26 protein-coding genes and 3 rRNA genes are annotated in these 26,794 nt (G+C 51.3%); 21 read left to right on the forward strand and 8 right to left on the reverse strand.

What is annotated here, in order from left to right; translation table 11 throughout:
• Positions 1–55: 55 nt before the first annotated feature.
• The 7 genes from AC5TBW_RS00200 (at position 56) to ruvX (ending at position 4,755) form a co-directional block, all read left to right on the forward strand.
• The gene (locus tag AC5TBW_RS00200; protein WP_495510198.1) at positions 56–478 is read left to right on the forward strand and encodes a rhodanese-like domain-containing protein; all 423 of its coding nucleotides are present in this window, start codon (positions 56–58) and stop codon (positions 476–478) included.
• Between the two features lie 41 nt (positions 479–519).
• Entirely contained in the window at positions 520–1,029 is a 510-nt protein-coding gene (gene secB / locus AC5TBW_RS00205) for a protein-export chaperone SecB (RefSeq protein WP_495510199.1), read from the forward strand.
• A 3-nt stretch (positions 1,030–1,032) separates the two neighbouring features.
• Entirely contained in the window at positions 1,033–1,788 is a 756-nt protein-coding gene (locus AC5TBW_RS00210; RefSeq protein ID WP_495510200.1) for a 16S rRNA (uracil(1498)-N(3))-methyltransferase, read from the forward strand.
• A gap of 156 nt (positions 1,789–1,944) precedes the next feature.
• Positions 1,945–2,637 carry a CvfB family protein gene (locus tag AC5TBW_RS00215; protein ID WP_495510201.1) on the forward strand — a complete coding sequence of 231 codons (693 nt, stop codon included), beginning with the start codon at positions 1,945–1,947 and terminating at the stop codon, positions 2,635–2,637.
• A 76-nt stretch (positions 2,638–2,713) separates the two neighbouring features.
• Positions 2,714–3,670, forward strand: a complete 957-nt coding sequence (gene gshB, locus AC5TBW_RS00220; RefSeq protein WP_495510202.1) for a glutathione synthase — start codon at positions 2,714–2,716, stop codon at positions 3,668–3,670.
• A gap of 72 nt (positions 3,671–3,742) precedes the next feature.
• The gene (locus AC5TBW_RS00225) at positions 3,743–4,300 is read left to right on the forward strand and encodes a YqgE/AlgH family protein (protein ID WP_495510203.1); all 558 of its coding nucleotides are present in this window, start codon (positions 3,743–3,745) and stop codon (positions 4,298–4,300) included.
• A complete protein-coding gene (gene ruvX, locus AC5TBW_RS00230; RefSeq protein ID WP_495510204.1) occupies positions 4,300–4,755 on the forward strand; it encodes a Holliday junction resolvase RuvX in 456 nt (151 codons plus the stop codon). The genes AC5TBW_RS00225 and ruvX overlap by 1 nt, the downstream gene beginning before the upstream one ends.
• A 49-nt stretch (positions 4,756–4,804) precedes the next feature.
• Here the strand turns inward: ruvX and AC5TBW_RS00235 are convergent, their stop codons facing one another.
• The gene (locus tag AC5TBW_RS00235) at positions 4,805–5,830 is read right to left on the reverse strand and encodes an aspartate carbamoyltransferase (RefSeq protein WP_495510205.1); all 1,026 of its coding nucleotides are present in this window, start codon (positions 5,828–5,830) and stop codon (positions 4,805–4,807) included.
• 517 nt (positions 5,831–6,347) lie between these two features.
• On the opposite strand from AC5TBW_RS00235, the gene AC5TBW_RS00240 reads away from it, so the two are divergent.
• The 3 genes from AC5TBW_RS00240 (at position 6,348) to rrf (ending at position 11,336) form a co-directional block, all read left to right on the forward strand.
• Positions 6,348–7,880 (forward strand): 16S ribosomal RNA (locus AC5TBW_RS00240).
• 309 nt (positions 7,881–8,189) lie between these two features.
• A 23S ribosomal RNA gene (locus AC5TBW_RS00245) occupies positions 8,190–11,081 on the forward strand.
• 139 nt (positions 11,082–11,220) lie between these two features.
• Positions 11,221–11,336: ribosomal RNA gene (rrf, locus tag AC5TBW_RS00250) — 5S ribosomal RNA — on the forward strand.
• The 16S, 23S and 5S rRNA genes sit together here, the layout of an rRNA operon.
• Before the next feature lie 196 nt (positions 11,337–11,532).
• Here rrf and AC5TBW_RS00255 read toward each other — a convergent pair.
• The 4 genes from AC5TBW_RS00255 to flgA form a co-directional block, all read right to left on the reverse strand.
• Positions 11,533–12,273 carry an SDR family NAD(P)-dependent oxidoreductase gene (locus AC5TBW_RS00255; protein ID WP_495510206.1) on the reverse strand — a complete coding sequence of 247 codons (741 nt, stop codon included), beginning with the start codon at positions 12,271–12,273 and terminating at the stop codon, positions 11,533–11,535.
• Positions 12,274–12,349: 76 nt separating this feature from the next.
• Complete coding sequence (locus AC5TBW_RS00260) at positions 12,350–12,799, reverse strand: flagella synthesis protein FlgN (protein WP_495510207.1); 450 nt, start codon at positions 12,797–12,799, stop codon at positions 12,350–12,352.
• Between the two features lie 12 nt (positions 12,800–12,811).
• Positions 12,812–13,078, reverse strand: a complete 267-nt coding sequence (gene flgM / locus AC5TBW_RS00265) for a flagellar biosynthesis anti-sigma factor FlgM (RefSeq protein ID WP_495510208.1) — start codon at positions 13,076–13,078, stop codon at positions 12,812–12,814.
• An 86-nt stretch (positions 13,079–13,164) separates the two neighbouring features.
• On the reverse strand, positions 13,165–13,815 hold the full coding sequence (flgA, locus tag AC5TBW_RS00270) for a flagellar basal body P-ring formation chaperone FlgA (RefSeq protein ID WP_495511886.1): 651 nt from the start codon (positions 13,813–13,815) through the stop codon (positions 13,165–13,167).
• Positions 13,816–14,081: 266 nt separating this feature from the next.
• Here flgA and flgB point away from each other — a divergent pair, with 266 nt between their 5' ends.
• The 11 genes from flgB (at position 14,082) to flgL (ending at position 24,784) form a co-directional block, all read left to right on the forward strand.
• Positions 14,082–14,516, forward strand: a complete 435-nt coding sequence (gene flgB / locus AC5TBW_RS00275) for a flagellar basal body rod protein FlgB (RefSeq protein ID WP_495510209.1) — start codon at positions 14,082–14,084, stop codon at positions 14,514–14,516.
• A gap of 32 nt (positions 14,517–14,548) precedes the next feature.
• On the forward strand, positions 14,549–14,959 hold the full coding sequence (gene flgC, locus AC5TBW_RS00280) for a flagellar basal body rod protein FlgC (RefSeq protein WP_495510210.1): 411 nt from the start codon (positions 14,549–14,551) through the stop codon (positions 14,957–14,959).
• A gap of 3 nt (positions 14,960–14,962) precedes the next feature.
• Positions 14,963–15,652 (forward strand): flagellar hook assembly protein FlgD, encoded by a 690-nt coding sequence (locus AC5TBW_RS00285; RefSeq protein ID WP_495510211.1) that lies wholly within the window; start codon positions 14,963–14,965, stop codon positions 15,650–15,652.
• Between the two features lie 54 nt (positions 15,653–15,706).
• Positions 15,707–16,945 carry a flagellar hook protein FlgE gene (gene flgE / locus AC5TBW_RS00290; RefSeq protein ID WP_495510212.1) on the forward strand — a complete coding sequence of 413 codons (1,239 nt, stop codon included), beginning with the start codon at positions 15,707–15,709 and terminating at the stop codon, positions 16,943–16,945.
• Positions 16,946–16,976: 31 nt separating this feature from the next.
• On the forward strand, positions 16,977–17,735 hold the full coding sequence (locus tag AC5TBW_RS00295) for a flagellar basal body rod protein FlgF (RefSeq protein ID WP_495510213.1): 759 nt from the start codon (positions 16,977–16,979) through the stop codon (positions 17,733–17,735).
• 50 nt (positions 17,736–17,785) lie between these two features.
• The gene (gene flgG / locus AC5TBW_RS00300) at positions 17,786–18,568 is read left to right on the forward strand and encodes a flagellar basal-body rod protein FlgG (RefSeq protein WP_495510214.1); all 783 of its coding nucleotides are present in this window, start codon (positions 17,786–17,788) and stop codon (positions 18,566–18,568) included.
• Positions 18,569–18,618: 50 nt separating this feature from the next.
• A complete protein-coding gene (locus AC5TBW_RS00305; RefSeq protein WP_495510215.1) occupies positions 18,619–19,308 on the forward strand; it encodes a flagellar basal body L-ring protein FlgH in 690 nt (229 codons plus the stop codon).
• Positions 19,309–19,428: 120 nt separating this feature from the next.
• Positions 19,429–20,499, forward strand: coding sequence for a flagellar basal body P-ring protein FlgI (locus AC5TBW_RS00310; protein ID WP_495511887.1), 1,071 nt, complete (start codon positions 19,429–19,431; stop codon positions 20,497–20,499).
• The gene (gene flgJ / locus AC5TBW_RS00315; RefSeq protein WP_495510216.1) at positions 20,499–21,533 is read left to right on the forward strand and encodes a flagellar assembly peptidoglycan hydrolase FlgJ; all 1,035 of its coding nucleotides are present in this window, start codon (positions 20,499–20,501) and stop codon (positions 21,531–21,533) included. The genes AC5TBW_RS00310 and flgJ overlap by 1 nt, the downstream gene beginning before the upstream one ends.
• A 73-nt stretch (positions 21,534–21,606) precedes the next feature.
• Positions 21,607–23,508 carry a flagellar hook-associated protein FlgK gene (flgK, locus tag AC5TBW_RS00320; protein WP_495510217.1) on the forward strand — a complete coding sequence of 634 codons (1,902 nt, stop codon included), beginning with the start codon at positions 21,607–21,609 and terminating at the stop codon, positions 23,506–23,508.
• Between the two features lie 16 nt (positions 23,509–23,524).
• Positions 23,525–24,784 (forward strand): flagellar hook-associated protein FlgL, encoded by a 1,260-nt coding sequence (flgL, locus tag AC5TBW_RS00325; protein ID WP_495510218.1) that lies wholly within the window; start codon positions 23,525–23,527, stop codon positions 24,782–24,784.
• Between the two features lie 63 nt (positions 24,785–24,847).
• On the opposite strand, the gene fliR is transcribed toward flgL, so the two are convergent.
• The 3 genes from fliR to fliP form a co-directional block, all read right to left on the reverse strand.
• Entirely contained in the window at positions 24,848–25,639 is a 792-nt protein-coding gene (fliR, locus tag AC5TBW_RS00330; RefSeq protein ID WP_495510219.1) for a flagellar biosynthetic protein FliR, read from the reverse strand.
• 4 nt (positions 25,640–25,643) lie between these two features.
• On the reverse strand, positions 25,644–25,913 hold the full coding sequence (fliQ, locus tag AC5TBW_RS00335) for a flagellar biosynthesis protein FliQ (protein WP_101145845.1): 270 nt from the start codon (positions 25,911–25,913) through the stop codon (positions 25,644–25,646).
• 68 nt (positions 25,914–25,981) lie between these two features.
• On the reverse strand, positions 25,982–26,794 hold the full coding sequence (fliP, locus tag AC5TBW_RS00340) for a flagellar type III secretion system pore protein FliP (protein WP_495510220.1): 813 nt from the start codon (positions 26,792–26,794) through the stop codon (positions 25,982–25,984).

The following is a 26,794-nucleotide window of genomic DNA, read 5'->3' on the forward strand; positions in this document are numbered from 1 at the left end:
TTTTGGCAGCGGTTAGGCCGCTTTTTTCTGCATTGACCAAGAGATTGTGTTCGCGATGATCGATCAGGTGTTCGAATTCGTACAGAACCACCCCCTGCTGGTTGGGGTATTTTTGCTGGTGCTAATTGCGTGGATTATTTATGAAACGCGCAGTGCCTCGACAAATGCACTGACCGCCTCGCAGGCCACTCAGCTTATTAACCGCGAAGATGCGGTGGTGCTGGATATCCGTGAAAGCAAGGATTTCAAAGCCGGGCATATCGCAGGTGCGCGCAACATTCCGCAAAGCAACCTCGATAGCCGCATGAACGAACTGGATAAAGTGAAAGCCCAGCCGATCATTGTGGTATGCAAACATGGCCAGAGTTCCGGTGCCGCACAGGCCAAACTCGCCAAGGCTGGCTTTGAGCGCGCTTATAAGTTAAGAGGCGGTATGGCGCAGTGGCAAGGCGATGGCCTTCCGGTGGTTAAGAAGTAACCATAGCTATATTTATTTAATAAATAATTAGGAGTTTTCTCATGGCGGAAGATAACAACACCCCGCAGGCCGGTGCCGCATCAGACGAAAAACCGCAGCTTAAATTTTCGCTGCAGCGCATTTATGTAAAAGACATTTCGTTTGAAGCGCCCAATTCGCCCTCAGTGTTTAAGCAGTCGTTTAAGCCCAAGGTGAATTTGGACCTGAACACCACGAGCACCAAAATTGCTGACGACCAGTACGAAGTCGTTGTCAAAGTGACCGCTCAGGTGAACGATAACGAAACGGGCACAACGTCTTTCCTGGCTGAAGTTGAACAGGCCGGCCTGTTCCGCATTGCCGGTATCGAAGGTGCACAGCTGGAACAAACCTTAGGCGCATTCTGCCCTAACCTGCTGTTCCCCTATGCCCGTGAGTGCGTAGATAATCTAGTCAACCGCGGTGGCTTCCCGCCGTTGATGCTGGCGCCGGTTAACTTCGAAGCGATGTATGCCCAGCGTAAGCAGCGCGAAGCTCAGCAAGCACAGCAAGCAGCAGAGAACACTCACTAAGTAATGAGTGCCGCTGATTGGTATGCCCAGCATGGCAAAATGCCACGTTTTTATGTGCCCACTGCTTTTGCAGTGGGCAGTGACGTTGTATTGCCTGAAGGACCGGCTCGTCATACCACACGTGTACTGCGCATGGGTGAAGGTACGCCACTAGTGCTGTTTGACGGGCAAGGGTATGAGGCGGGCGTTCGTTTGGTGGAGGTAGGCCGCAAGCAGACAGTGGCGCGTGTTGAGGCAATATGGTCCGGAAGCGGCGAGTCGCCGCTATCTGTCCATCTGGGCCAAGCCATCTCTAAGGGCGACCGAATGGATTACGCCATTCAAAAGGCCGTCGAGCTTGGCGTTTCTGCCATTACGCCGCTCTACACCGAGCGTGGCGATGTGCGATTGAAAGGCGACCGTGAAGAGAAAAAGCTGTTGCACTGGCAAGCGGTGGCTGCCAGCGCCTGCGAGCAAAGCGGGCGCGCGGTAGTACCACCCGTACATCCGCCCATGGCACTCCAGGCATGGCTAGAACAACGACAAGAGCCACTGCGCCTGATGCTGCATTTGGCTACCGGCAATGCCTTTGATCGCCAAGACCGCCCGACGTCGGTAGCGCTGCTTATCGGCCCGGAAGGGGGATTGAGCGAGAGCGATATCGCTGCTGCCCAAACGGCTACCTTTACGACTCTTACCCTAGGGCCTCGAGTATTGCGTACGGAGACGGCACCGGTGGTGGCGCTTTCATTGCTACAGCACTATTTTGGTGATTTGTAAGGACTTACTATCAACGTAGGCTTCTATTTTACTCTTAACAGCCTTCTCCCTGATCCCACTACGCATTTATCCCCCCCTGCACTTTTATACCGCCGCGCTTTGCCTTGCGCCCTGAACACACCATAATGTTCATCTATTTTTGAAGGATGTCACCCCATGGTCCGTGAGTCACACTCATCCCCTCGATCCGCCAGCGATGCATCTGCCCAGTTGGGTGAAGTGGCATATCTAACGGTCACGGCCGTCAATAACATTGGCGCATTTTTGCAATGGGGGCAGCCGAAGGATGTGTTGCTGCCGTTTAGCGAGCAGCACTTCCGCCCTGATCCCGGTAAACGTGTACTGGTCATGCTATATAGCGACGACCAGGGCCGGCCAGTGGCGTCGATGAAGCTGGATCGATTTTTGACCGATGACGCCTGGGCTATGGAGAAAGGCGACGAAGTCGCTGTCGTCGTGGCGGAGCGTACCGATTTGGGCATGAAGGTAGTGGTCAATCACCGCTACTGGGGGCTTATTTACCAGGACGATGTCACTCAGCCATTGCGCCGTGGTCAGTCCGTTAAAGGTTATGTGAAGCAGCGTCGCGAAGATGGCCGCTTAAATATCTCTTTGCTACCGCCAGGAGCCGCTCGTTTAGATGTAGTGGGCGATAAGATATTACAAGCACTGCGTGAAAGCGGCGGCTATTTGGCGCTGGGAGACAAAAGCCCGGCCCATGAAGTTAAGGCCCGCTTAGGCGTGAGTAAAAGTGCCTATAAACAAGCCATTGGGCGGCTTTATAAGCAGCAATTGATCACATTGGAGCCTGACGCTATTCGCTTAGTGCCTGGCGCGCTGAGCGAGTAGTTAGCTGGGGCAGTTGGAGCCGGGCGGGCAGTGCGGCATACTGGGCCTCTATTGTTCATGTTTGGATAGTGCCCCGATGAGCCAATCAAATCTGCATCTCGGCGTTGTGATGGATCCCATCAGCGACATCGCTTACAAGAAAGATACCACCATGGCCATGCTATGGGCTGCCCAGGAGCGTGGTTATACCCTGCACTATATGGAGCAGGAAGATCTTTTCTTAAATGCGGGGCAAGCCTACGCAAGCATGCGGCCGTTAACGGTGCATCGCGATCCGAATCACTGGTACGACCTGGGCGAACCCTCTGCGCGTCCACTGGTTGAGCTTGATGTCGTGCTGATGCGTAAAGACCCGCCCGTCGATGCTGAATTTATCAACGCTGTTCACCTGCTCGGCTTTGCCGAGCGCGAGGGTGTGTTGGTGGTTAACCCCACGGCGGCGTTGTTGCAGTGTAATGAAAAGCTGTTTGCCCAGCAGTTCCCTCAATGCTGTGCCCCTACCATCGTCGCGAGCCGTGAAGATGTGCTGCGTGCTTTCCACGCGGAACATGGCGATGTGATCTTTAAACCGCTGGATGGAATGGGTGGCACCGGTATCTTTCATATCGGTCCAGAGGGTCGCAATATTGGCGCGGTGATAGAGCAGCTCTCTTTGCGTGGTAAACGGCAAATCATGGCGCAGCGTTATCTTTCGGAAATTAAGGATGGCGACACGCGTATTCTATTGGTCGATGGTGAGCCAGTACCTTATGGCTTGGCACGTATTCCCTCGGCTGGCGAAACCCGTGGCAATCTGGCCGCCGGTGGTCGAGGCGTAAGCCGCGAGCTCACCGAGCGTGACTATTGGCTGATTCAGCAGGTGCAGCCGATGATTCGTGAAAAGGGCCTAATGTTCGTGGGCCTCGATGTTATCGGTGACTACATTACTGAAATCAACGTCACCAGCCCCACCTGTGTTCGTGAAATTGATGATCAGCGGGGCACTAATATTGCCGGTCTACTGCTCGATGCCATCGAGCGCCGCTTAGCCTAAGCACGACTTCACTCTTATAATGACACTTATTACGCTATGCCTGCTGAGACGCCAGCAGGCAGTGGGAGACGCATGCAAAGTTTGAAACATCACTTTCTAATGGCGATGCCGCATTTAGAAGATCCTAATTTTGCCGGTAGTCTGATTTATCTTTGCGATCATGATACCAACGGCTGTATGGGGGTGATTACTAACCGACCGTTAGAGATCACGCTTGAGGCCCTGTTTGATCAGTTGGAATTAGGTGGTGAAACAAGTCCACACCGTAATGCGCCGGTTTATTACGGTGGGCCGATGCATAAAGACCGTGGCTTCATCCTGCATGTTGGCGATAGCCAGCAGTGGGACTCGAGTATCCAGGTAGAGGATGGCATTGCGCTGACCACCTCGCTGGATATTCTTCAGGCCTTTGCCGCAGGCGAGGGGCCAGAGCATTTTTTAGTCTGCTTAGGCTGCGCGGGCTGGGAAGTGGGGCAACTGGAAGAGGAACTGAAGGAGAACAGTTGGCTAACTGTAGAAGCCGAGAGCAGCGTACTCTTCAATACACCTCCCGTTGAGCGCTTGACGGCGGCGGCTGGTTTACTCGGTATCGATCTTAACCTAATGACCCGAGACGCGGGGCACGCCTGATGGCCGAAGTGGGGCAGCGTTTAATCCTGGCCTTTGACTACGGCACTCGGCGTATCGGTGTGGCGGTGGGTAACGAGCTACTGCGGAGTGCACGCGAGCTCACTCCGCTGACGGCAAGGGATGGGATTCCCGATTGGAATGTCGTGACGCGGCTGCTTAGCGAGTGGCAGCCGGATCTGTTAGTGGTGGGGCTGCCGCTTAATATGGACGGCAGCGAGTCAGAGATGAGCACTCGCGCCCGCAAGTTCGGTAATCGTTTGCATGGTCGCTTTGGTAAACCGTGTGAAATGGTCGACGAGCGTGGCACCACGCGAGAAGCCAAGCTAATTGCTCGCGAGGCGGGCCATAAAGGCAACTATCGCCAAGATAGCGTCGATGGCATTGCGGCCATTCTTATTCTTGAGGGCTGGTTCGCCCACCAGGAAGGCTTGCCTGGCGGGCGCCTTTCTTTATAAGTCCTAATAAGTCCCTAACTTGAAATTCCTGCCCTTAAACTTGTGCGCTTTAACGATCCAGTGTGCCCGTTTGGGTGGGTACGTACCAGCGCACGGGGCGCAGCTCTTTTTCGATTAGCGCATCGACATTCAAGAGTGTCGCGAAAATCGCCATTCGCATGGGGATACCGTTATCGGTTTGGCGGAAAATCGCCAGACGCGGGTCGCCGTTAAGGTCCACATTTAAATCATTCGCACCGGGGCGGCTATCCCTGGGGAGTGGGTGCATCACAATGGTGCTTTGGCTGCAGCGGTGATCGAGAAAATCGCGGTTCACCATAAAGTCATCAGAGAGCCCCTGAAAGCTCTCGTTCATCTCGTCGGTAAAGCGCTCTTTCTGAATTCGCGTGGTGTACACCACATCTAAATCGGCAAAATCACTCGCAAGTGAATCACGCTGCTCGATGCGATGGCCGCGAGAGGCCACTAAGTCAATCAGCTTGGAAGGCATCTCAAGGCCTGGCGGTGAAACCAGCGTAATGCGCAGCGGGCCATAGAGCGATAAAAGCTTAATCAGTGAATGGACGGTCCGGCCGTACTTCAAGTCGCCGGTAAGTAAGATATGCGCACCGGTCAGTGATTTACCCAGGCGCTGAAACTCTTTATCAATCGTATAAAGGTCAAGTAGTGCTTGGCTGGGATGCTCGCCAGGGCCATCACCACCATTAATCACCGGTACGTTGGTCGCTGCGGCAAATTCAGCTACTGAGCCTTGGTCGGGGTGACGCATCACAATCGCATCGCAGTAACCGCTCATTACACGGCTGGTATCGTATAGCGACTCTCCCTTCGCCATAGAGGAGAAGGTAAAGCCTGTTGTGTCGCACACACTGCCGCCTAAACGGCAAAAGGCGGCGTTAAAACTCACCCTTGTTCGTGTGCTGGCTTCAAAAAAAAGATTACCGAGTACCGCCCCCTCTAACACACGTGTCACTTGGTGCCGCTGAGCAATTGGCTCCATGCGCGCAGCAACACGCAGTAAATGATCAACACTTTCGCGGTTTAATGAGTCGACAGTTAGCAGATGGTGGCTCATGGCGGATCTCGATAAGGTGATAGATAACACTAGTGTAACCGCCAATAAGGCTGACGCCGAAGGGCTTTAATTCGCGAAAAACTACTAATCTGTCATTTTTCTACAAAACCCCTTGCCAACTCGCCAGTGAGTCCGTAGAGTACGCATCCGCTGCCGGGGACGCCTAGCGTTACCAGCGGTGAATAAGGTGTAAAAGCCTTGGTTAGTCAACGAGTTAGCGGTTTTGAAAATCGCATATTGACAACCGCCAGGAAATGCGTAGAATACGCCTTCCTCGCTGAGGCAAGCCAAGTCAACGGCAAGCCGGTTGCTTTCACAGTAACCCCAGCAGCGAAACGCTCTTTAACAATTTGATCAGGTAATTCATGTGGGCGCTTGCTGACGTTGGTGACAAATCACCAAATATCAAGGCAAGCGGTCATGACAATGTAAATTGAAATGAATTCGTTTGAACCTTGAGCCAAGTTTGATTCGCTTTTGTTGCCTTCGGGTGACGAGTAAGGATCACAATGATTGTAAACTGAAGAGTTTGATCATGGCTCAGATTGAACGCTGGCGGCAGGCCTAACACATGCAAGTCGAGCGGTAACAGATCTAGCTTGCTAGATGCTGACGAGCGGCGGACGGGTGAGTAATGCATAGGAATCTGCCCGGTAGTGGGGGATAACCTGGGGAAACCCAGGCTAATACCGCATACGTCCTACGGGAGAAAGGGGGCTTCGGCTCCCGCTATTGGATGAGCCTATGTCGGATTAGCTAGTTGGTGAGGTAATGGCTCACCAAGGCGACGATCCGTAGCTGGTCTGAGAGGATGATCAGCCACATCGGGACTGAGACACGGCCCGAACTCCTACGGGAGGCAGCAGTGGGGAATATTGGACAATGGGGGCAACCCTGATCCAGCCATGCCGCGTGTGTGAAGAAGGCCTTCGGGTTGTAAAGCACTTTCAGCGAGGAAGAACGCCTAGTGGTTAATACCCATTAGGAAAGACATCACTCGCAGAAGAAGCACCGGCTAACTCCGTGCCAGCAGCCGCGGTAATACGGAGGGTGCAAGCGTTAATCGGAATTACTGGGCGTAAAGCGCGCGTAGGTGGCTTGATAAGCCGGTTGTGAAAGCCCCGGGCTCAACCTGGGAACGGCATCCGGAACTGTCAGGCTAGAGTGCAGGAGAGGAAGGTAGAATTCCCGGTGTAGCGGTGAAATGCGTAGAGATCGGGAGGAATACCAGTGGCGAAGGCGGCCTTCTGGACTGACACTGACACTGAGGTGCGAAAGCGTGGGTAGCAAACAGGATTAGATACCCTGGTAGTCCACGCCGTAAACGATGTCGACCAGCCGTTGGGTGCCTAGAGCACTTTGTGGCGAAGTTAACGCGATAAGTCGACCGCCTGGGGAGTACGGCCGCAAGGTTAAAACTCAAATGAATTGACGGGGGCCCGCACAAGCGGTGGAGCATGTGGTTTAATTCGATGCAACGCGAAGAACCTTACCTACCCTTGACATCTACAGAAGCCGGAAGAGATTCTGGTGTGCCTTCGGGAACTGTAAGACAGGTGCTGCATGGCTGTCGTCAGCTCGTGTTGTGAAATGTTGGGTTAAGTCCCGTAACGAGCGCAACCCTTGTCCTTATTTGCCAGCACGTAATGGTGGGAACTCTAAGGAGACTGCCGGTGACAAACCGGAGGAAGGTGGGGACGACGTCAAGTCATCATGGCCCTTACGGGTAGGGCTACACACGTGCTACAATGGCCGGTACAAAGGGCTGCGAGCTCGCGAGAGTCAGCGAATCCCTTAAAGCCGGTCTCAGTCCGGATCGGAGTCTGCAACTCGACTCCGTGAAGTCGGAATCGCTAGTAATCGTGAATCAGAATGTCACGGTGAATACGTTCCCGGGCCTTGTACACACCGCCCGTCACACCATGGGAGTGGACTGCACCAGAAGTGGTTAGCCTAACGCAAGAGGGCGATCACCACGGTGTGGTTCATGACTGGGGTGAAGTCGTAACAAGGTAGCCGTAGGGGAACCTGCGGCTGGATCACCTCCTTAAACGATGCGTCACAGTCAGTAAGCGTCCACAATGAATTACCTGATCAGAATGCTGTTGATACGCAGTGATAAGTGGCTCTGATTTTTTCACGTTAAAAGAAAAAAATAGCTTTTAAGGTCTTAAAGGTCTTTTTCTTTTTTACTATGAAAGAACGCTTATCACTGCTTATAGCAGTCGCTCTTTAACAATGTATATCATGCTGACAAGAACACTTCGCAAGAAGTGCTTCTTAAATTGTGATACGTCTCAAGCGTATCCGGCAAAATGAAACGTGATCATTGCGACATCCAGACTCCTTCGGGTTATAGGGTCAAGCAATGAAGCGCACACGGTGGATGCCTAGGCAGTCAGAGGCGATGAAAGACGTGGTAGCCTGCGATAAGGTTCGGTGAGGTGGCAACAACCTGTGACCCGGACATTTCTGAATGGGGAAACCCACTGGCCATAAGGTCAGTATCTTACACTGAATACATAGGTGTAAGAGGCGAACCAGGGGAACTGAAACATCTAAGTACCCTGAGGAAAAGAAATCAACCGAGATTCCCCTAGTAGCGGCGAGCGAACGGGGACCAGCCCTTAAGCATGTGAATGATTAGGCGAACAGATTGGGAAGTCTGGCCGTAGCGGGTGATAGCCCCGTAGTCGAAAATCTGATCATGTGAAATCGAGTAGGTCGGGGCACGAGAAACCTTGACTGAAGACGGGGGGACCATCCTCCAAGGCTAAATACTCCTGACTGACCGATAGTGAACCAGTACCGTGAGGGAAAGGCGAAAAGAACCCCGGAGAGGGGAGTGAAATAGATCCTGAAACCGTGTGCGTACAAGCAGTAGGAGCAGACTTGTTCTGTGACTGCGTACCTTTTGTATAATGGGTCAGCGACTTATATTCAGTGGCGAGGTTAACCGTATAGGGGAGCCGTAGGGAAACCGAGTCTTAACTGGGCGACACAGTCGCTGGATATAGACCCGAAACCGAGCGATCTATCCATGAGCAGGGTGAAGATTGAGTAACATCAATTGGAGGCCCGAACCAGGATCTGTTGAAAAAGATTTGGATGACTTGTGGATCGGAGTGAAAGGCTAATCAAGCTCGGAGATAGCTGGTTCTCCTCGAAAGCTATTTAGGTAGCGCCTCACGTAGTACCGCCGGGGGTAGAGCACTGTTTCGGCTAGGGGGTCATCCCGACTTACCAACCCGAGGCAAACTCCGAATACCGGTGAGTAACGCGTGGGAGACACACGGCGGGTGCTAACGTCCGTCGTGAAAAGGGAAACAACCCAGACCGTCAGCTAAGGTCCCGAAATCCTGGTTAAGTGGGAAACGATGTGGGAAGGCTCAGACAGCTAGGAGGTTGGCTTAGAAGCAGCCATCCTTTAAAGAAAGCGTAATAGCTCACTAGTCGAGTCGGCCTGCGCGGAAGATGTAACGGGGCTAAACCAGGTACCGAAGCTACGGGTTCATCCTTAGGGATGAGCGGTAGAGGAGCGTCGTGTACGCCAATGAAGGTGGATTGAGAAGTCTGCTGGAGGTATCACGAGTGCGAATGCTGACATGAGTAACGATAAAGGGAGTGAAAAACTCCCTCGCCGGAAGACCAAGGGTTTCTGTTCGACGCTAATCGGAGCAGAGTGAGTCGGCCCCTAAGGCGAGGCCGAAAGGCGTAGTCGATGGGAAACGGGTCAATATTCCCGTACCGGACATGGTTGCGATGGGGGGACGAAGAAGGCTAGGTGAGCCAGGCGTTGGTTGTCCTGGTGAAAGTGAGTAGGCTTGGATCTTAGGTAAATCCGGGATCCTTTAAGGCCGAGACACGAGATGAACTGACCACGGTCAGGAAGTCACTGATGCCACGCTTCCAGGAAAAGCCTCTAAGCTTCAGATCATGTGCGACCGTACCCCAAACCGACACAGGTGGTCAGGGTGAGAATCCCAAGGCGCTTGAGAGAACTCGGGTGAAGGAACTAGGCAAAATGGTGCCGTAACTTCGGGAGAAGGCACGCCGGCGTAGGGTGAAGAGACTTGCTCTCCTAGCCCGAACCGGTCGAAGATACCAGGTGGCTGCAACTGTTTATTAAAAACACAGCACTCTGCTAACGCGCAAGCGGACGTATAGGGTGTGACGCCTGCCCGGTGCCGGAAGGTTAAATGATGGTGTTAGCCGCAAGGCGAAGCTCTTGATTGAAGCCCCGGTAAACGGCGGCCGTAACTATAACGGTCCTAAGGTAGCGAAATTCCTTGTCGGGTAAGTTCCGACCTGCACGAATGGCGTAATGATGGCCACGCTGTCTCCACCCGAGACTCAGTGAAATTGAAATCGCCGTGAAGATGCGGTGTACCCGCGGCTAGACGGAAAGACCCCGTGAACCTTTACTATAGCTTCACACTGGACGCTGATGTTGCCTGTGTAGGATAGCTGGGAGGCTTTGAACTCTGGACGCCAGTTCGGAGGGAGCCAACCTTGAAATACCAGCCTGGCATCATTGGCGTTCTCACTCAGGTCCGTTATCCGGATCGAGGACAGTGTGTGGTGGGTAGTTTGACTGGGGCGGTCTCCTCCTAAAGAGTAACGGAGGAGCACGAAGGTACCCTCAGCACGGTCGGACATCGTGCATTGAGTGCAAGAGCATAAGGGTGCTTGACTGCGAGACAGACACGTCGAGCAGGTGCGAAAGCAGGTTCTAGTGATCCGGTGGTTCTGTATGGAAGGGCCATCGCTCAACGGATAAAAGGTACTCCGGGGATAACAGGCTGATACCGCCCAAGAGTTCACATCGACGGCGGTGTTTGGCACCTCGATGTCGGCTCATCACATCCTGGGGCTGAAGTCGGTCCCAAGGGTATGGCTGTTCGCCATTTAAAGTGGTACGCGAGCTGGGTTTAGAACGTCGTGAGACAGTTCGGTCCCTATCTGCCGTGGGCGTTGGATGTTTGAGAAGGGCTGCTCCTAGTACGAGAGGACCGGAGTGGACGACCCTCTGGTGTTCCGGTTGTCACGCCAGTGGCATTGCCGGGTAGCTATGGTCGGACGGGATAACCGCTGAAAGCATCTAAGCGGGAAGCCCCCTTCAAGATGAGACATCCCTGAGGCCTAGAGCCTCCTGAAGGGCCCAGCGAGACCAGCTGGTTGATAGGCACGGTGTGGAAGCGCTGCAAGGCGTTGAGCTAACGTGTACTAATGGCCCGTGAGGCTTGACCCTATAACACCCAAGGGGTCTGGTCGTGATGATGACGTGAAGGAACCGGATACGCAGCGTGTGGCCCCGGCAACCGCCAGGGCGGCAGGCAGTGAGACGATCACAATGTAGCAATAGTCAGCATGATATATAGCCAGTTACGCCTGACGACCATAGCACGCGTGAACCACCTGATCCCTTGCCGAACTCAGTAGTGAAACCGCTTAGCGCCGATGGTAGTGTGGGGTCTCCCCATGCGAGAGTAGGTCATCGTCAGGCACCTATACCGTACCCCAGCTTCGAGAGAAGCTGGGGTATTTTAGTTGTGCGGAAGACAACAAGGGGTCTCCCCATGGAGAGTCCCGGAGCGCCGGCCGCCGGATGGCCGGCCCAGCCATCGTCAGGCACTTATACCACGAAGAACCCAGCCACCCGGCTGGGTTTTTTGTGTGCGTGGAAGAAAAACACATTACACTTACCACTCAATAGGTTGGCCATTCCAATCCCAAAAAGTACCGCTGTCATCAGGCGTTCGCTGAGCGATGACTGCCAGTAACTGCTCTGCTACAAATGCAGGCGTGAAGAGCTTCTCGTCGGGCACCCTAGCTTGAAAAGGTTTAGAGAGCGCTGTATCGGTGGTGCCAGGGTGCAGGCATAACACTGTGCATTGTTTGTTAAGCCGCTTGAGCTCTATTGATGCCGTCTTAAGCAGCATGTTATGCGCTGCTTTGCTGGCACGATAGCTGTACCAGCCGCCTAGTTGATTATCCTCGATTGAACCAACCCGCGCAGAAAGACTGGCGATCACTGTAGGGTGTGTCCCTTTGAAAGAGTCTTTCAGTGCCGCCAGTAGCAAGATAGGCGTAAAGGCGTTGATATTCATTGTCTGCGTTAGGTTTTCAACACTAAGCTGATCTAGTCGCTTTTCAGGAACCAGTTGTTTGGCTTCATCGTGAAGTATGCCGATGGCATTAAAGAAGAAGTGAATAGGCCGGGCAGCCAATGCATTCTGAAGTGCCTGCCTATCCTGTTCTTGAGAAACATCAAGTATCAGGTGAGTAAGGCGAGGGTGGTCAATTTGTGATGGTTTACGGCTTACCGTAATAATGTGGCCGACCTGGGAGGAAGAGAGTAGCTGCTGAATGATGGCAGCACCTATTCCCCCCGATGCGCCAACAACCAGCGCTGTATAATGATGAGGCAGCAAATAGAACATGGAAAGCCTATGGAATCCTACTAGCGAGGAGGGCTTTCATTGAAACGTTATGCAGGGAGCTTGTCGAGGGAATATATTAGGCAGAAGCGTTGATTCTGCCAGGTTGAGCGCTATTACGACCATCCGGCTTATACAGTGTTTTTTCTGCAATTTGGCGGATGTAATCCAGCATTGCCTGGTTATGCTTCATTCGTACTGACAGCATTTGTCCCGTCAGATCATTCATGCGTGAGGCGCGCTCACTTTTTTCAAGCAAGCTTTCCCATGCTGTTTGACAGCCAGCATCAACAGCTGCTGATCTAGCGCCAATAGCACCTTCATCATAGCCGAGGCGTTTCTGTACATTGCGGCGCACAGTTTCAATCCGCTCTAGCTCGGATAATAATGACTGCTTTTCGTGTGCGACTTGAGCTAACGCATCGCCGTCAATGTCACCTTGCGTCAAAAGGTTTTGCTCGTTGGACAACAACGAAATTAACGCATCAAGGCGCTGCCGTTGGTCTGTAAGCAAAGATGCAAGGCTCATTTAAAGCTTCCCCTATAAATCTTTAAGATTGGCAATTAAACCGTCAGCAATTCGGTCCGCGCGCATTTCCAGGCGCCCTTCACGAATAGCATCGCGAATCTCTTCCACTTTTACAGTGTCAATATCCTGAGATTCATCAATGTTTGACTGGCTCAGTTGGGTTGATTCTCGAGCCGCAGTGCTTGGTGCGACTGGCGATACGCTCTCAGCTTTTTGGGTTTCATCCCGCTGCTGAGTTTGGTTCGAGCGTAATAGCGAATTAATGTTATCAATTTTCACGTTGTCTGCCTCATCGTCAACGTCGATGCGCTTGGCGCTTAGTGTAGTAACTATCGGCAGTGCTGAGTATAACTTTAGGTGGAGAATTAAAAATCCACTATCAAAGTACCGCGATCAGTAACCCTTGCGGTCAGGATTTCCCGTGATTCGAAACGTACCCGTACTTGCTCACCGAGAGCGCCGCTTTCAAGGGCCTCGCCTTCGCGTGAAACACGAAAAGCTGAACCTTGTGCTATGACCGTAACGCGCTGACCACGTTCCACTAAGTCAGGTGCTTTTAAGTAGTGTGATAAAAAAGTGCTGCCGTTGCGGATCGGGCGCTGTGCTACTTTTCCCACAATGTCGGCTTCTGCTTTCAAAGCTTGTGCCGAGAGATCGCCCAAGTTACCACCGCGTTCGCTGAGCATGTCAGAGGTGATCATTGTACCTCGCTCAATATCGCGAGCGGCCACTAAGTAACTACCGATGACATCGACTTGGGCCTGTAAGTAGCGAACTTGACGGCTGCCTTCACCGCAACGCACACCGACGGAAACACGGCCTAATGGCGCTTGATTCGCATTGGGTAAAAAGGGTTCTGGTTGGATACATTCAGGGAGATGTGGCGACGGCGGCCTCAGCTCAATCACGACTTCCTCACCTAATGCCTGTGTTTCCTGATACAAAAATTGATGCACTTGCTGGAGTAATCCGTCGTCATCAGCCTGCACGTTGTTAGTGCCTAGCATGACCAGCATTGCCAATAAAATAAATATTTTCCAGTAGCAAGGCCTACTTAGCGGGAACACATGTTTTCGTAGCATGGAGGGGCCACTTGATGAAGAACTGAAATAAAGAAGGGGTAAGGTAACTGCATAATCAGTGTAGCGAAAAGGTAGTAGCAGCATCACGCGAAATACTGGCAGAAACGCAAGCTGTTCCATGCTTTAGGCTGACAGCGACAGACGTATTCTTCATCATCAACAAAATCCATTTTATTTTTTGCCTCAACGCGAGGGTCGGCATGATTGATCAACTGGAATCTGCCTTTAACTTCCATCAGCAAGCCGTCAGTTTACGGCAAGCACGTCACGAAGTGTTGGCCGCGAATATCGCCAATGCCGATACGCCCAACTATAAAGCGCGTGATATCGATTTTGCTAGTGAGTTAAAAAAAGCAGTAGATGGCACTCAGAATGCATCAAGCAATACCGGCGGTGGACTGGCACTGGCACGTACCGCTGGGAACCATATCGCTGGCGAAGGCCCCGCATGGCGAGGCACTGGCAACACCGATTTACTTTACCGCATTCCCGATCAACCTAGCTTGGATGGCAATACGGTTGATATGGATCGTGAGCGGACGCAATTTGCTGATAACGCCGTCCGTTATCAGGTCGGTCTCACTATGCTCAACAGTCGTATTCAGGGGCTGAAAAACGCCATGCAGCCTGAATAATCTAGACCTGATTCGTGAGGAGTTAATACGTTATGTCGATGTTTTCCGCGTTTGATATTGCAGGCTCAGCCATGAGTGCACAGGCTCAACGCATGAACGTTACCGCTAGCAATCTGGCAAATGCTGACAGTGTTGCCGGACCCGACGGCGAAACCTATCGAGCGAAGCAGGTCATGTTTGAGACCCAAGCACATGCTTCGCGTTATGGGGTTGGCGGCGTGCGTGTTACTGAAGTGGTGGAAGACGATTCACCTCTGCGCATGGAGTACATGCCCAGCCATCCCGCCGCGGATGAAGAGGGGTATGTGGCAAAGCCCAATGTCGAGCCGGTACATGAAATGGTCAATATGATTTCAGCCTCCCGTTCCTACCAAGCCAATATCGAAGTATTTAACACTAGCAAGCAAATGCTGATGCAGACGCTGTCGCTAGGTGAGGGCTAAACCATGAATATCGATACTAACGTATTAAGTAGCGTCAATAGCGGTGGCGCCAATGGCCTTTCTGGGCGTCAATCCGATGAGCTACGTGAAAGCTTCATGACGCTGCTGATTACCCAATTGCAAAATCAAGATCCGCTAAATCCGATGGAAAATTCGGAAATGACCTCGCAATTAGCGCAAATTAATACGGTTAGCGGTATTGAAGAGTTAAATAGCACGCTCGAAGGCATTACCAGTCAAATGGATGCCAATCAGGCCCTGCAGGCGAGTGGTCTTATTGGCAAAGGCGTTATGGTCTCCGGTAAAGATGTTTTAGTAGGGCAAGATGACGAAGGAAACGCTTATACCACCCCCTTCGGCATAGAGTTGGCCGAGCCAGCGGCAAATGTTAAAGCGACGATCGTGGGAGAGGGTGGCCAAGTTATTAGAACCCTTGACCTTGGAGCGTTAGATGCCGGGGTACAGTCCTTCCAGTGGGACGGTCTCAACGAGCAGAAAGAATCGGCTGCCAGCGGTCGTTATTCGGTGCAATTAGAGGTGACCGACGCTGAAGGTGAAAAAATCGAACACACAGCCTTGCAATATGCAGTAGTCAACAGCGTAACGCCTAATGATCGCAGTGGCAGCGTTCGGTTGGATTTGGGCGCTGTCTACGGCCAAATCGGCCTGAATGACGTTAAACAAATTCTTTAATCGTTAATTAAAAAAACAGCCTTTAACTAAATACAGCTTTCTTAGGGGAACATCATGAGTTTTTCACAAGCACTTAGTGGTCTAAACGCTCAGCAGCAAAAATTAGGCGCCGTTGGTAATAATATTGCCAACTCGCAAACCGTAGGCTTTAAAAGTTCAAGCGTTCAATTCGCCGATGTTTATGCCCAATCACGCATTGGTTTGGGTACACGCACATCAGGCGTACTCCAAAATTTTAGTCAGGGCAACATTGAATCGACCAATCGTAATATGGACTTGGCCATTGCTGGCGAAGGTTTCTTCCGCTTTCAGCAGCCTAATGGCGAGGTGGGTTATTCGCGTAATGGCCAACTTACTATGACCGCAAATGGCGATTTAGTGAATGCCCAGGGAGCTCAGATTATGGGCTATGCAGCCAACGCTGATGGGGTTGTTCAGGCGGGTGGCGATGTAAGTGCTTTATCGGTAGATGCTGGTGACTTACCCGCCAGTGCTACTACTGAGCTAAACGTGTCGTTGAACTTAGATTCGGGTGAGGATGAGCTGGTTGCTCCTAGTGAAGCAGAAATTTTGGCAGGCTTAGGGGCGGATGATTACTCTTATTCAACAAATGCAACCATTTATGATTCCCAAGGTAATGCGCGTAACTTGACTTACTATTTTACTAAGACTGATGCAGCAGCGAATCAGTGGGATGTCAGCCTTAGAATGTCAGGAGGGCCTGAAGGAGCGGGGACTTACGCTGTTGCGGGACTGACGACACTTGATTTTGATGCGAGCGGACGGCTTGAGGGTGGTGGGCAAGCTACGTTTACGTTTGCAGCAGATGAGTTTGATGGAACTCAGCTTGAAAACCTTGAAGTTGACGTGGATTTCACCGGGTCATCGCAGTTTGCCAATGACTCTACCGTCAATGATATAGAGCAGGATGGCTACACTTCTGGCTCTCTGGTAGGCGTAACCATCGAAAATGATGGCACTGTAATGCGTAACTACTCAAATGAGCAATCGCGTGCAGCGGGTCAAATAGCGTTGGTTAGCTTTCGTAACCCTGAAGGTTTAAAGCCCGAAGGCGATAACCTGTGGACAGCTACCGCTGATTCTGGCCAAGAGCTGGTGGGGGCGGCAGGTACTGGCCTGCGTGGGATGATCGAGGCGAGCGCGGTCGAAACCTCCAATGTTGATATGGCACGCGAGCTAGTGGATATGATTATTGCCCAACGTGCCTATCAGGCCAACTCGCAAACGATCAGTACCCAGGACGAGCTCCTGCAGACCATTATTAACCTTTAATAATCGGTCACTTGCTTAAGGAGTAAGTAGCGTGGATCGAATGCTCTATACCGCCATGAGTGGTGCCAAAAACAGTATGGATCAACAGTCGATAGTGAGTAATAACCTATCGAATGTGAGCACTACTGGCTTTCGTGCGCAGTTACAGGCCGCTCGTTCCGTTCCTGTGCAGGGAGAGGCATTGCTAGCGACGCGCACCTCTGTGGTAACGACAACGCCTGGAAGTGATTTCTCACAGGGCCCGGTGGAGTATACGGGCCGCACGCTTGATGTCGCGATGCAGGACGATGCATGGATGGCGGTGCAGGCGGATGATGGTACCGAAACCTATACACGGCGTGGCGATCTTCAGATCGACAGCGATGGTGTTCTGCTTAATGTAGGGCGCCCGGTGATGGGCGAAGGTGGACCTATTGCTATACCCCAGGGTGCGCAAGTTTCTATCGGCGCTGATGGCACCATTAGTGCTATCCCTGAGGGCGTAGGGCCAGAAGCATTGGTTGAAGTGGGGCGTATTAAGTTGGTAACGCCTGAAGAGGGCGCACTCTCCCGTGGTGAGGACGGTCTTTTTCGTGCTCCGCCAAATGATGAAGGTGTCGCAGGCGTTTTACCTGCCGATGAAAATGCCAAATTAGTGAGTGGTGCGCTTGAAGGCAGCAACGTAAGCGCAGTCGATGCCATGGTTTCAATGATTGATGTTGCGCGCCGTTACGATATGCAGATGAAAGTACTCAGTACCGCTGACGAAAATGCCCAGCGAGCCAATGGCATTCTTTCAATTCAAGGCTGATGTTGGCCATTCATTGCTGATATTGCTCAGTCGGTAAAGGTAACCTAATTATGATTAAATCGTTGTGGACAGCAAAAACCGGTTTGGAAGCGCAACAAACTAAGCTGGACGTGATTTCAAACAACCTGGCCAACGTTAGCACCAATGGTTTTAAGCGCTCACGGCCTGTATTTGAAGATTTGTTGTATCAAAATATGCGTCAGCCAGGCGCTCAGAACAATATTCAGGACCGGCTACCTTCTGGTATGCAAGTGGGTACGGGTGTGCGAGCTGTGGCTACCGAGCGCCTTCATACTCAAGGTGGGTTAGAGCAGACTGAAAATTCACGTGATTTGGCTATCAATGGTGAAGGATTTTTCCAGGTGTTGTTACCTGATGGCACCACTGGCTATACCCGCGACGGTAGCTTCCAGCTAAATGAAAACGGCCAAATGGTAACCGCTAATGGCTACCCCGTTGAGCCTGCCATCTTTTTACCGGCCAACGCGCTGTCAGTGAATGTGGGGGAAGATGGTACGGTAAGCGTTCGCCAACCCGGCATTGCGCTGGATAATGAAGTGGGTCAAATAACAGTCAGTACCTTTATTAATCCAGCTGGTTTACAAAGTATTGGTGGCAACCTCTATCTTGAGACAGGCGCCTCAGGAGCACCCAATGAGAACATGCCTGGTATGAATGGGGCTGGTCGGTTGTTCCAAGGCTATGTGGAAACCTCCAACGTCAATGTCGTTGAAGAAATGGTCAATATGATTCAGACCCAGCGTGCCTATGAAATTAACAGTAAAGCGGTATCTACCAGCGATGAAATGTTGGCGCGGTTGAGCCAACTGTAACGCTTCTTACTTGCAGGGCTTACTTGCAGGGCTTACTTACAGGTCGCGTTATGCTGGAGTTGCACCACATGTTACGTCGTATCGCGCTAGCTGGATTAGCGGTTTTAATAATTGTTCTTGCCGGGTGCGCTCAGATTCCAAGAGCCTCTGTCGTTGGCGAGCAAGAGCAGATCAACATTGTCGATCGTCCACCACCCATACCTAATGGCTCTATTTATCAGGCTAGGCAAGGGTATCAACCGCTCTTTGAAGACCGCCGTCCGCGTTCGATCGGCGATATCTTGACTATTGTGTTGGATGAAGAGGTCAGTGCGAGCAAAAATTCACAATCTAACGCCGGTCGTAGCGGCAGTTCCAGTCTTGAGTTGACAGAGCTGCCAGACATTCTTGATGTACTTGACGAGTATGGCTACGACATTGCCGGTGAGAATAATTTTACGGGCAGTGGTGGATCGCAGGCCAACAACTCCTTTACTGGCACTATTACGGTATCGGTTTTAGAAGTCATGAATAACGGTAATTTGCGCGTGCGGGGCGAGAAACAAATTGCCATCAATCAGGGAACGGAGTTTATCCGTTTTTCAGGCGTCGTTAACCCGCGCACGATTACCTCACAAAATACTGTACCTTCCACTCAAGTGGCGGATGCGCGTATTGAATATGTGGGTGACGGGTATATCAATGAAGCTCAGCACATGGGTTGGCTTCAACGTTTCTTCTTAAACGTGTCACCCTTTTAGCCGCAAGTGGAGCTAACTATGACAAAGCTATTAATAAAGCAGCTACCACGGGCAATAGCGCTTCGCTTGAACGGTTATCGAACAGTTAACACCTGGCTTATTCAGTTGGGTGCGCTAGTAATGATGTGCTTGTTAGCTTTTCCAGCCCATGCAGAGCGTATTCGTGAGCTGGCCAGTTTTGCTGGTGTACGTGATAACCAACTGGTGGGCTATGGTCTAGTCGTTGGCCTTGATAGTACCGGCGATCAAACAACCCAGGCACCATTCACTAGCCAAAGCCTGACCAATATGCTGTCTCAGCTTGGGGTGACCATTCCGGCTGGCACCAATCTGCAGCTGCGCAATGTGGCTGCGGTGATGGTAACCACTGATCTGCCGCCGTTCTCAAGGCCGGGGCAGCGTTTAGATATTGTCGTGTCCTCAATCGCTAATGCGCGCAGTTTACGAGGCGGTACGCTACTAATGACACCATTGAAAGGTGCCGATGGCGACACCTATGCGCTAGCCCAGGGGAATATGCTGGTAGGTGGGGCGGGCGCCCAAGCGGGCGGCAGTAGTGTTCAGATAAATCAGCAGGCATCGGGGCGTATACCCAACGGTGCCTTAGTTGAACGGGAAGTACCGCTGAACTTGGGTAGCAATGGTGGCATGCTAGAGCTACAGCTCAACGATTCCGATTTTGGCACCGTACAACGTATGGTGACGGCGATTAATAACGAGTTTGGCCAATCAGTTGCCTATGCACGTAATGGTCGCGTGATCGCCCTCGACGGTCCTACCGATGATAATGCGCGGGTCAACTTTATGGCGCGTATTGAAAACGTTCAGGTGACACCTACTGAGGCACCGGCACTCGTTGTGTTGAATTCGCGTACTGGCTCGGTCGTGTTGAATAGTGCCGTTACATTGCGAGAGGCGGCGGTGGCTCACGGCAGTCTGTCGATCATGATTGATACCCAGTTTGGCGTTAGCCAGCCTAACCCCTTTGGTGAAGGCGAAACTGTCGTGGTGCCCGACGCGGATATTGAAATTGAGCAGCAAGAGGCTTATCTACAAATCGTAGAAGGCGCGCAGCTCAACGAAGTGGTCAATGCATTGAATGCGTTAGGCGCGACACCTCAGGATTTAATGTCGATTCTAGAAGCGTTAAAAGCGTCGGGTTCGCTACGTGCTGAGTTGGAGGTCATTTAATGAGCGCGAGTGATATGACCAGCCAGTTTGCCCTCGACATGAATGGTTTTCAGCGGCTTCAACACACGGCTCGAATCGATCCCGAAGCCGGTGTAAATGGTGCCGCCCAGCAGTTTGAAGCGCTATTCATTCAAATGATGATGAAGAGCATGCGTGATGCGACACCAAGCTCAGGTCTGATGAACAGCAGTGCAACGAATATGTATCAATCAATGCTTGATCAGCAGTGGTCACAAGTGATGTCCTCGCGTGGAATGGGGCTTGCTGAAATGCTCGTTGAGCAGCTAGAGCGCCAAGGAGCAATTCCAAAATCAGAAACGTCAGCAAACGCAGATCGCGAGCTGCAGGCGTTAATTGCCGGCATTCCTCGGGGTACGCCTCGTATGCTGGATGGATCCTTCTCGGCCGATCAAGTTTCTATTGCTGAAGCAACCCCTCTGGGTAGTGGCAGGTTCTTAGATGAGCTTGAGGCGATCCGCCAAGGGGTGCAGAGGAGCAGTGAGCCTGATGATTCTACGTTAGCCCGGCGAGAACAAAATCCTTTAGCCCATGTCGATCAATTTATTCAAACACTTGCTGAACCCGCGCAGGCAGCTAGCGCAACTACGGGCGTTCCAGCTGAGTTAATTTTGGCGCAAGCGGCGCTAGAAACAGGCTGGGGGCGGCACGAAATCAGCACGCACAATGGCAGTAATAGCCATAACCTGTTTGGGATTAAAGCCGGTAGCCATTGGCAGGGCGAAACAACAGATATTGTGACCCACGAGTATATCGATGGGCGACGTACCCAAGTTGTTGACACTTTCCGCGTTTACGACTCGTTTGAGCATGCGTTTACAGACTATGCCAGCTTGATTAGCAATAACCCCCGCTATGCCGGTGTTATCCAGGCGCCTAGTGCTGAGCTGGCTGCTCGCGAGTTGCAGCGAGGAGGCTATGCGACAGATCCTCTCTATGCTGACAAACTAGTCGCCGTCATGAAATCTCTGGGCCCGATTGAAGCTGGCGGTGATTTCCTGGCAGATTCCCGCTAGCCCCTTCCTCAAGTTTTTCAGTGCAGTGCCGATATTCATAAAAGATATAGGTATCGGCCTAAGGAATTGAACCATGAGCATGTTTTCGATTGGGTTAAGCGGTCTTAATGCAGCACAGAACGCCCTTAATACAAGCAGCAATAATATTAGTAATGTCTACACGCCAGGCTATAACCGAGAGTTAGCGCAGCTGGGTGAGGGCCGTGTGGGCGGGGGCGTTCGGGTCAACGATATCGAACGTCAGTTCAATACTTACGTGGCTGACCAGTTAAACAACGCAAAGACCCAGTCGAGTGCCTTAGAAACGTATTATAACCAGGTATCGCAAATCGATAACCTGTTAGCAGATCGCGATGCAGGCTTAGCGCCCCTGATGCAGGGATTCTTCTCATCGTTAGAAGATCTAGCCAGCTCGCCATCTGACCCGGCTGCTCGCCAAGGCGTGCTCGGCACTGCCAACACGCTAAGTTCACAGTTCCGCTCTTTCGATGGCTACTTGCAGGATATGCAAGGAAACATTAATAGCCAGATTAAAGATGAAATTACCCAGATCAATAATACGGCTGAGCAAATCGCGGGCTTAAATAAAGAGATAGCACTAGCCCGTGCACGTACTGGCGAAGCACCTAACAGCCTGCTCAATCAGCGTGACCATATGGTATCTGAGCTCAACGAGCGCATGAATCTACGCTTGAACGTGCAGGATGGGAAAACCTATAACATCAGCTTGCCTAATGGGCAGCCGTTAGTAACCGGTACTAACTCCTTTCAGTTGGAAGCGATGCAGGCCGACTATGATCCACAACGCACAGTGGTCGGTTATCGCGATGGTGGTGGCAATTTAATCCAGTTAGACGAATCGACGATTACGGGTGGGGCATTAGGTGGATTGATGACCTTCCGTTCAGAAACCTTGGATAAGACACAAAACCAGATTGGCCAGCTAGCCGTTTCTCTAGCAACGGCTTTCAACGAGCAACACAAGCTCGGTGTGGATCTTAACGGCGACCAGGGCGAAGATTTCTTTGCCGTTCGTGCGCCGCAAACTTATGGTCATGAAGGCAATAGTAACGCCAATATCGCCAGCGCCGAATTTGATCCAGCTCAGATTGATGCCCTGCGAGCTACAGATTATACCGTCAGCTTTGAGGGTACGGTTCCTGTGGTTACCCGTAACGATACCGGCCAAGTCGTCGATTTTGATCAAGATGCCTGGAATGATGATAATCAATTAAAATTCGGCGGTGTGATTCTTGAGTTTAGTAATGCGCCAGCGCCGGCTGATGGCGATCAATTTGAAATTCAACCGGTGCGGCGTGCTGCCAATGGCATGGAAGCTAATATTACTGATGTAGACAAAATTGCGGCAGCTAGCTTCGCCGAGTTTGAAGGTAACTTGGATATTGGCAACGTCAGCATGGCCGAGGGTGCATTAGCCTCTTTGCCGGAAGGTGATACATATTCTATTAGCGTGAATGACAATGGTGAAATCACCGAGTTAGACGGAACGATGACCGTTGACGGTAACGCATTAAGCGTTGGCGATACCTTAGCAGTAGGGGCTCGCATCGTGGTCGATGGAGTCGAATTTACTCTTAACGACTTGCCCAAAGCGGGCGAAACGGCAACGCTAGCCGTTGGCCTAAGCGACTCCAGCAGTGGCGATAACCGCAACGCCCTAGCACTGCAAAACTTGCAATCTGAATCTATAGTCGGCGCTAGTGCAACCGTTTCTGGCGCTTATGCCTCCATGGTCGGTGATGTTGGTAATCGTACCAATATCACTGAGGTTAATTTAGACGCGCGACAAGGCCTGACCGATCAACTTACAGCGGTGCAACAGTCAGAGTCTGGGGTTAACTTAGACGAGGAAGCCGCTAATTTAATCCGCTACCAACAGTACTATCAGGCCAATGCGCGTGTGATTGACACCGCAGGAACGCTGATGGATACCATCTTGAACCTGCGCGGTTAATTCAGGAGCTTAAGTAATGCGTATTAGTACCGTTACCATGTTCGAGCAAAGCACGGCGTCTATGAATCGCCAACAGAGCGACCTGATGAAAGTCAGTCAGCAGATTGCTAGTGGGCGTCGAGTAGTGAATCCCTCCGACGATCCACAGGCGGCCTCACGGGCAGTTGGTGTTGATCAAGCAAAAGCAGTGACTGAACAATATTCTGATGCGCGTGTATCAGCCCGCAACTCACTGTCGCAGACTGAAAGCATTATCAATAGCATGAGTGATGCGATAACAAGTGCGAAGGGATTATTAATTCAGGCCTCCAGCGACACGTTAAGTGCCTCCAATCGAGAATCAATCGCTAGCGAGCTAAAAGGCGTTTATGAAACGATCCTGGGCCAAGCTAATTCCACCGATGGTAACGGGCGGTACTTGTTTGGAGGCTATAAAGATAACGCACCTCCGTTTGTGAAATCGGCTGATGGCAGCGTGCAGTACCAAGGTGATAGTAACGTGCGTGAGCAACGGATTGACGCTTCACGTTTAATGCCGATAGCCGATAATGGCGAGACTATCTTCAAAAGTGTGGCTAGTGGAGCTGGCTACGTAGCGGAAGCTAAACGTGAAGATGGCAACCTGAATCAAGGCAATGTTACTTTTAGCGGACCACAAGTCCGTGACGTAAATGATGCTGACTATGGTAAAAACTTCCGTATTAGCTTTGTTAATGCTAATGAGTTCGATGTTGAAACATTCGATGAAGATAGCGACAGCTGGGTGGACTATGATCCCCTTGGAGATGGCGCTTTTACTGGAGCGGATTATACGTCGGGCGAAAGTATTTCGATTGGTGGCTTGAATGTTGAATTGAAAGGCGAACCAGTAGCTGGGGATCAGGTTCAGGTTACGCTGGCGGGTGGCGCTACTCGTGGTGCCGACCTATTTCGGACTATGGAAGAGGCTATCCGAGTATTAGAAAACCCCACAGAGACTGAAGCTGGCAAAGCCGATCTGCGCAATACGTTGAATACTGCCATGCGCGATCTGGACAATAGCCTAGATAATGTTTTAACAGTTCGCGCCTCCGCAGGAGCACGGCTCAATGAGCTTGATGTCGTCGATGCGGTAAGTAGTAACCGTATGCTTAATTATGAGCAGACGCTCTCAGATTTGGTCGACCTTGATTACACTGCAGCAATTTCTGAGTACAGCTTGCGACAAGTTGGCATGCAGGCGGCGCAAAAAGCCTTTGTCGATATTAAAGGATTATCGCTGTTTAACTATATGTAACAAGCGTACAGTTCTTACATAGTTTACTGAAACCCCCATGCCTTTTTGCGAAGCATGGGGGTTTTAAGTTAAGGGGGCCATTGTTTCGATTAAATTTTGCAGAAAGCCCAGCCCTTGTGTAAATAAACGCTCTAGAAACTGGTTGATGTTGGTCATCAGTACCATCATCAATATGAGGCCCACGATGAGGGAAGTCGGGAAGCCGATATTGAAAACGGTGAGCTGGGGGGCGGAGCGGTTTAGTATACCCAGGGCCAGATTGATGGTTAGCAGCGAACCTACTAGAGGCAGTGCCAATAACATGCCCGCCGCAAAAATCGTCCCTGCATAGCGAGCCAGCAAAATAAACGCATCTGGATTGAACGTCCCAATACCAATGGGCAGCGTTTGGAAACTCATAATTAGCGTTTCAAGCACCATTAAATGACCATTCATCGCCAGAAACATGAGCAATGTAATCATGTAGAGAATGCGCGAGAGCACCATAATATTGGTACCGCTAGATGTATCAAAAAAGCTCGCAAACGCTAGGCCCATTTGCAGACCGATGAAGTCCCCTGCTGCTTGAACAACCGCGAACATAATATGCATGACGAGACCCATCGCCAAGCCGATTAGAATCTGTTCAATCATAATGCCGACGCCTGCCCAGGACATGACGGCGATATCCGGCATGGCCGGTAGAATTGGCGCAATCATAAAGGCGATGAGGGCAGCAAGGCCGACTTTGGCTTGATTGGGAACACTGGAGTGTCCCCAAAGCGGGGAGGCGGCCATAAAGGCAGTGATGCGCGCAAACGGCCATAAAAAAGCCACTAGCCACCCTTGTAGCTGTGCGAAAGTGACTTCGATCATCGGTTTACATCACCATATTAGGGATGTTGGTAAACAGGCGATGGGTAAAGTCAGTAATTAATCCAATCAGCCAAGGGCCAGCAAATACCAATACCGCAAACACGGCTAGGATTTTAGGAATAAACGTCAGCGTCATCTCATTAATTTGAGTCGCTGCTTGAAACAGGCTAATGATAAGCCCGGTAAATAGCGCAGCCAGTAGCATAGGTCCAGCAAGCAAAAGCGTTACACGCATGCCTTGGTAAGCAATACTCATCACCATTTCTGGAGTCATAGCGATAATCCTCTGTGCCGTATAGAGCGGCGCGACCTATTTGATATAAAAGCTATCTAAACAAAGCGCTATATCATGTAAAAGCTTTCAGCCATCGAGCCAATAATAAGCTGCCAACCATCCACTAAAATGAACAGCATCAGTTTGAAGGGTAACGAGATAGTGATGGGCGGTACCATCATCATCCCCAGCGCCATCAGAGTGCTCGCGACGACTAAGTCGATGATTAAGAAAGGAATGAAAATAGTAAAACCAATTTGGAAAGCGGTTTTTAATTCACTGGTAACAAAGGCAGGCAGCAAAACTCTCATAGGCAGTTCTTCTGGACCTTGCATAGGCCCTACATCCGCCAGGCGAACGAATAGAGCCAAGTCGGGCTCCCGGGTTTGGGCAAGCATAAATTCCCGAAATGGATCCTGCGCAAGTAATAAAAATTCTTCAAAATTGATTGTTTCATTAGTCAGTGGCACCCATGCGTTGTCATATACTTGTGCCAATACCGGCGACATAATAAAAAAAGTTAAGAACAGCGCGATCCCCAAGAGCACTTGATTCGGCGGTGTTGCCTGTGTACCCATTGCCGTGCGTAATAGACTGAGCACAATGATGATGCGTGTGAAACTTGTCATCATCAGTAACATCGAAGGTAAAAACGCGAGAGAGCTCAGGAAGAGCAATGTTTGCAGGGAGAGAGACCACTGCTGTCCACCGTCGTCTAATGGCTGGGAAATAAGCCCGGGTATCTGTTGGGCATTGGCTGGTAAAGCAATAAAGCAAACGACAACCGCACTAATCAACCATATCCAGCGGTGGACGTCGCGCTTAGGCATATAGCTGTTAGAAACACGCTGCTTTAAAAAACAGGCCCAAGAAAGGTGCAT

The organism is Vreelandella sp. ssv (genome assembly GCF_059448525.1).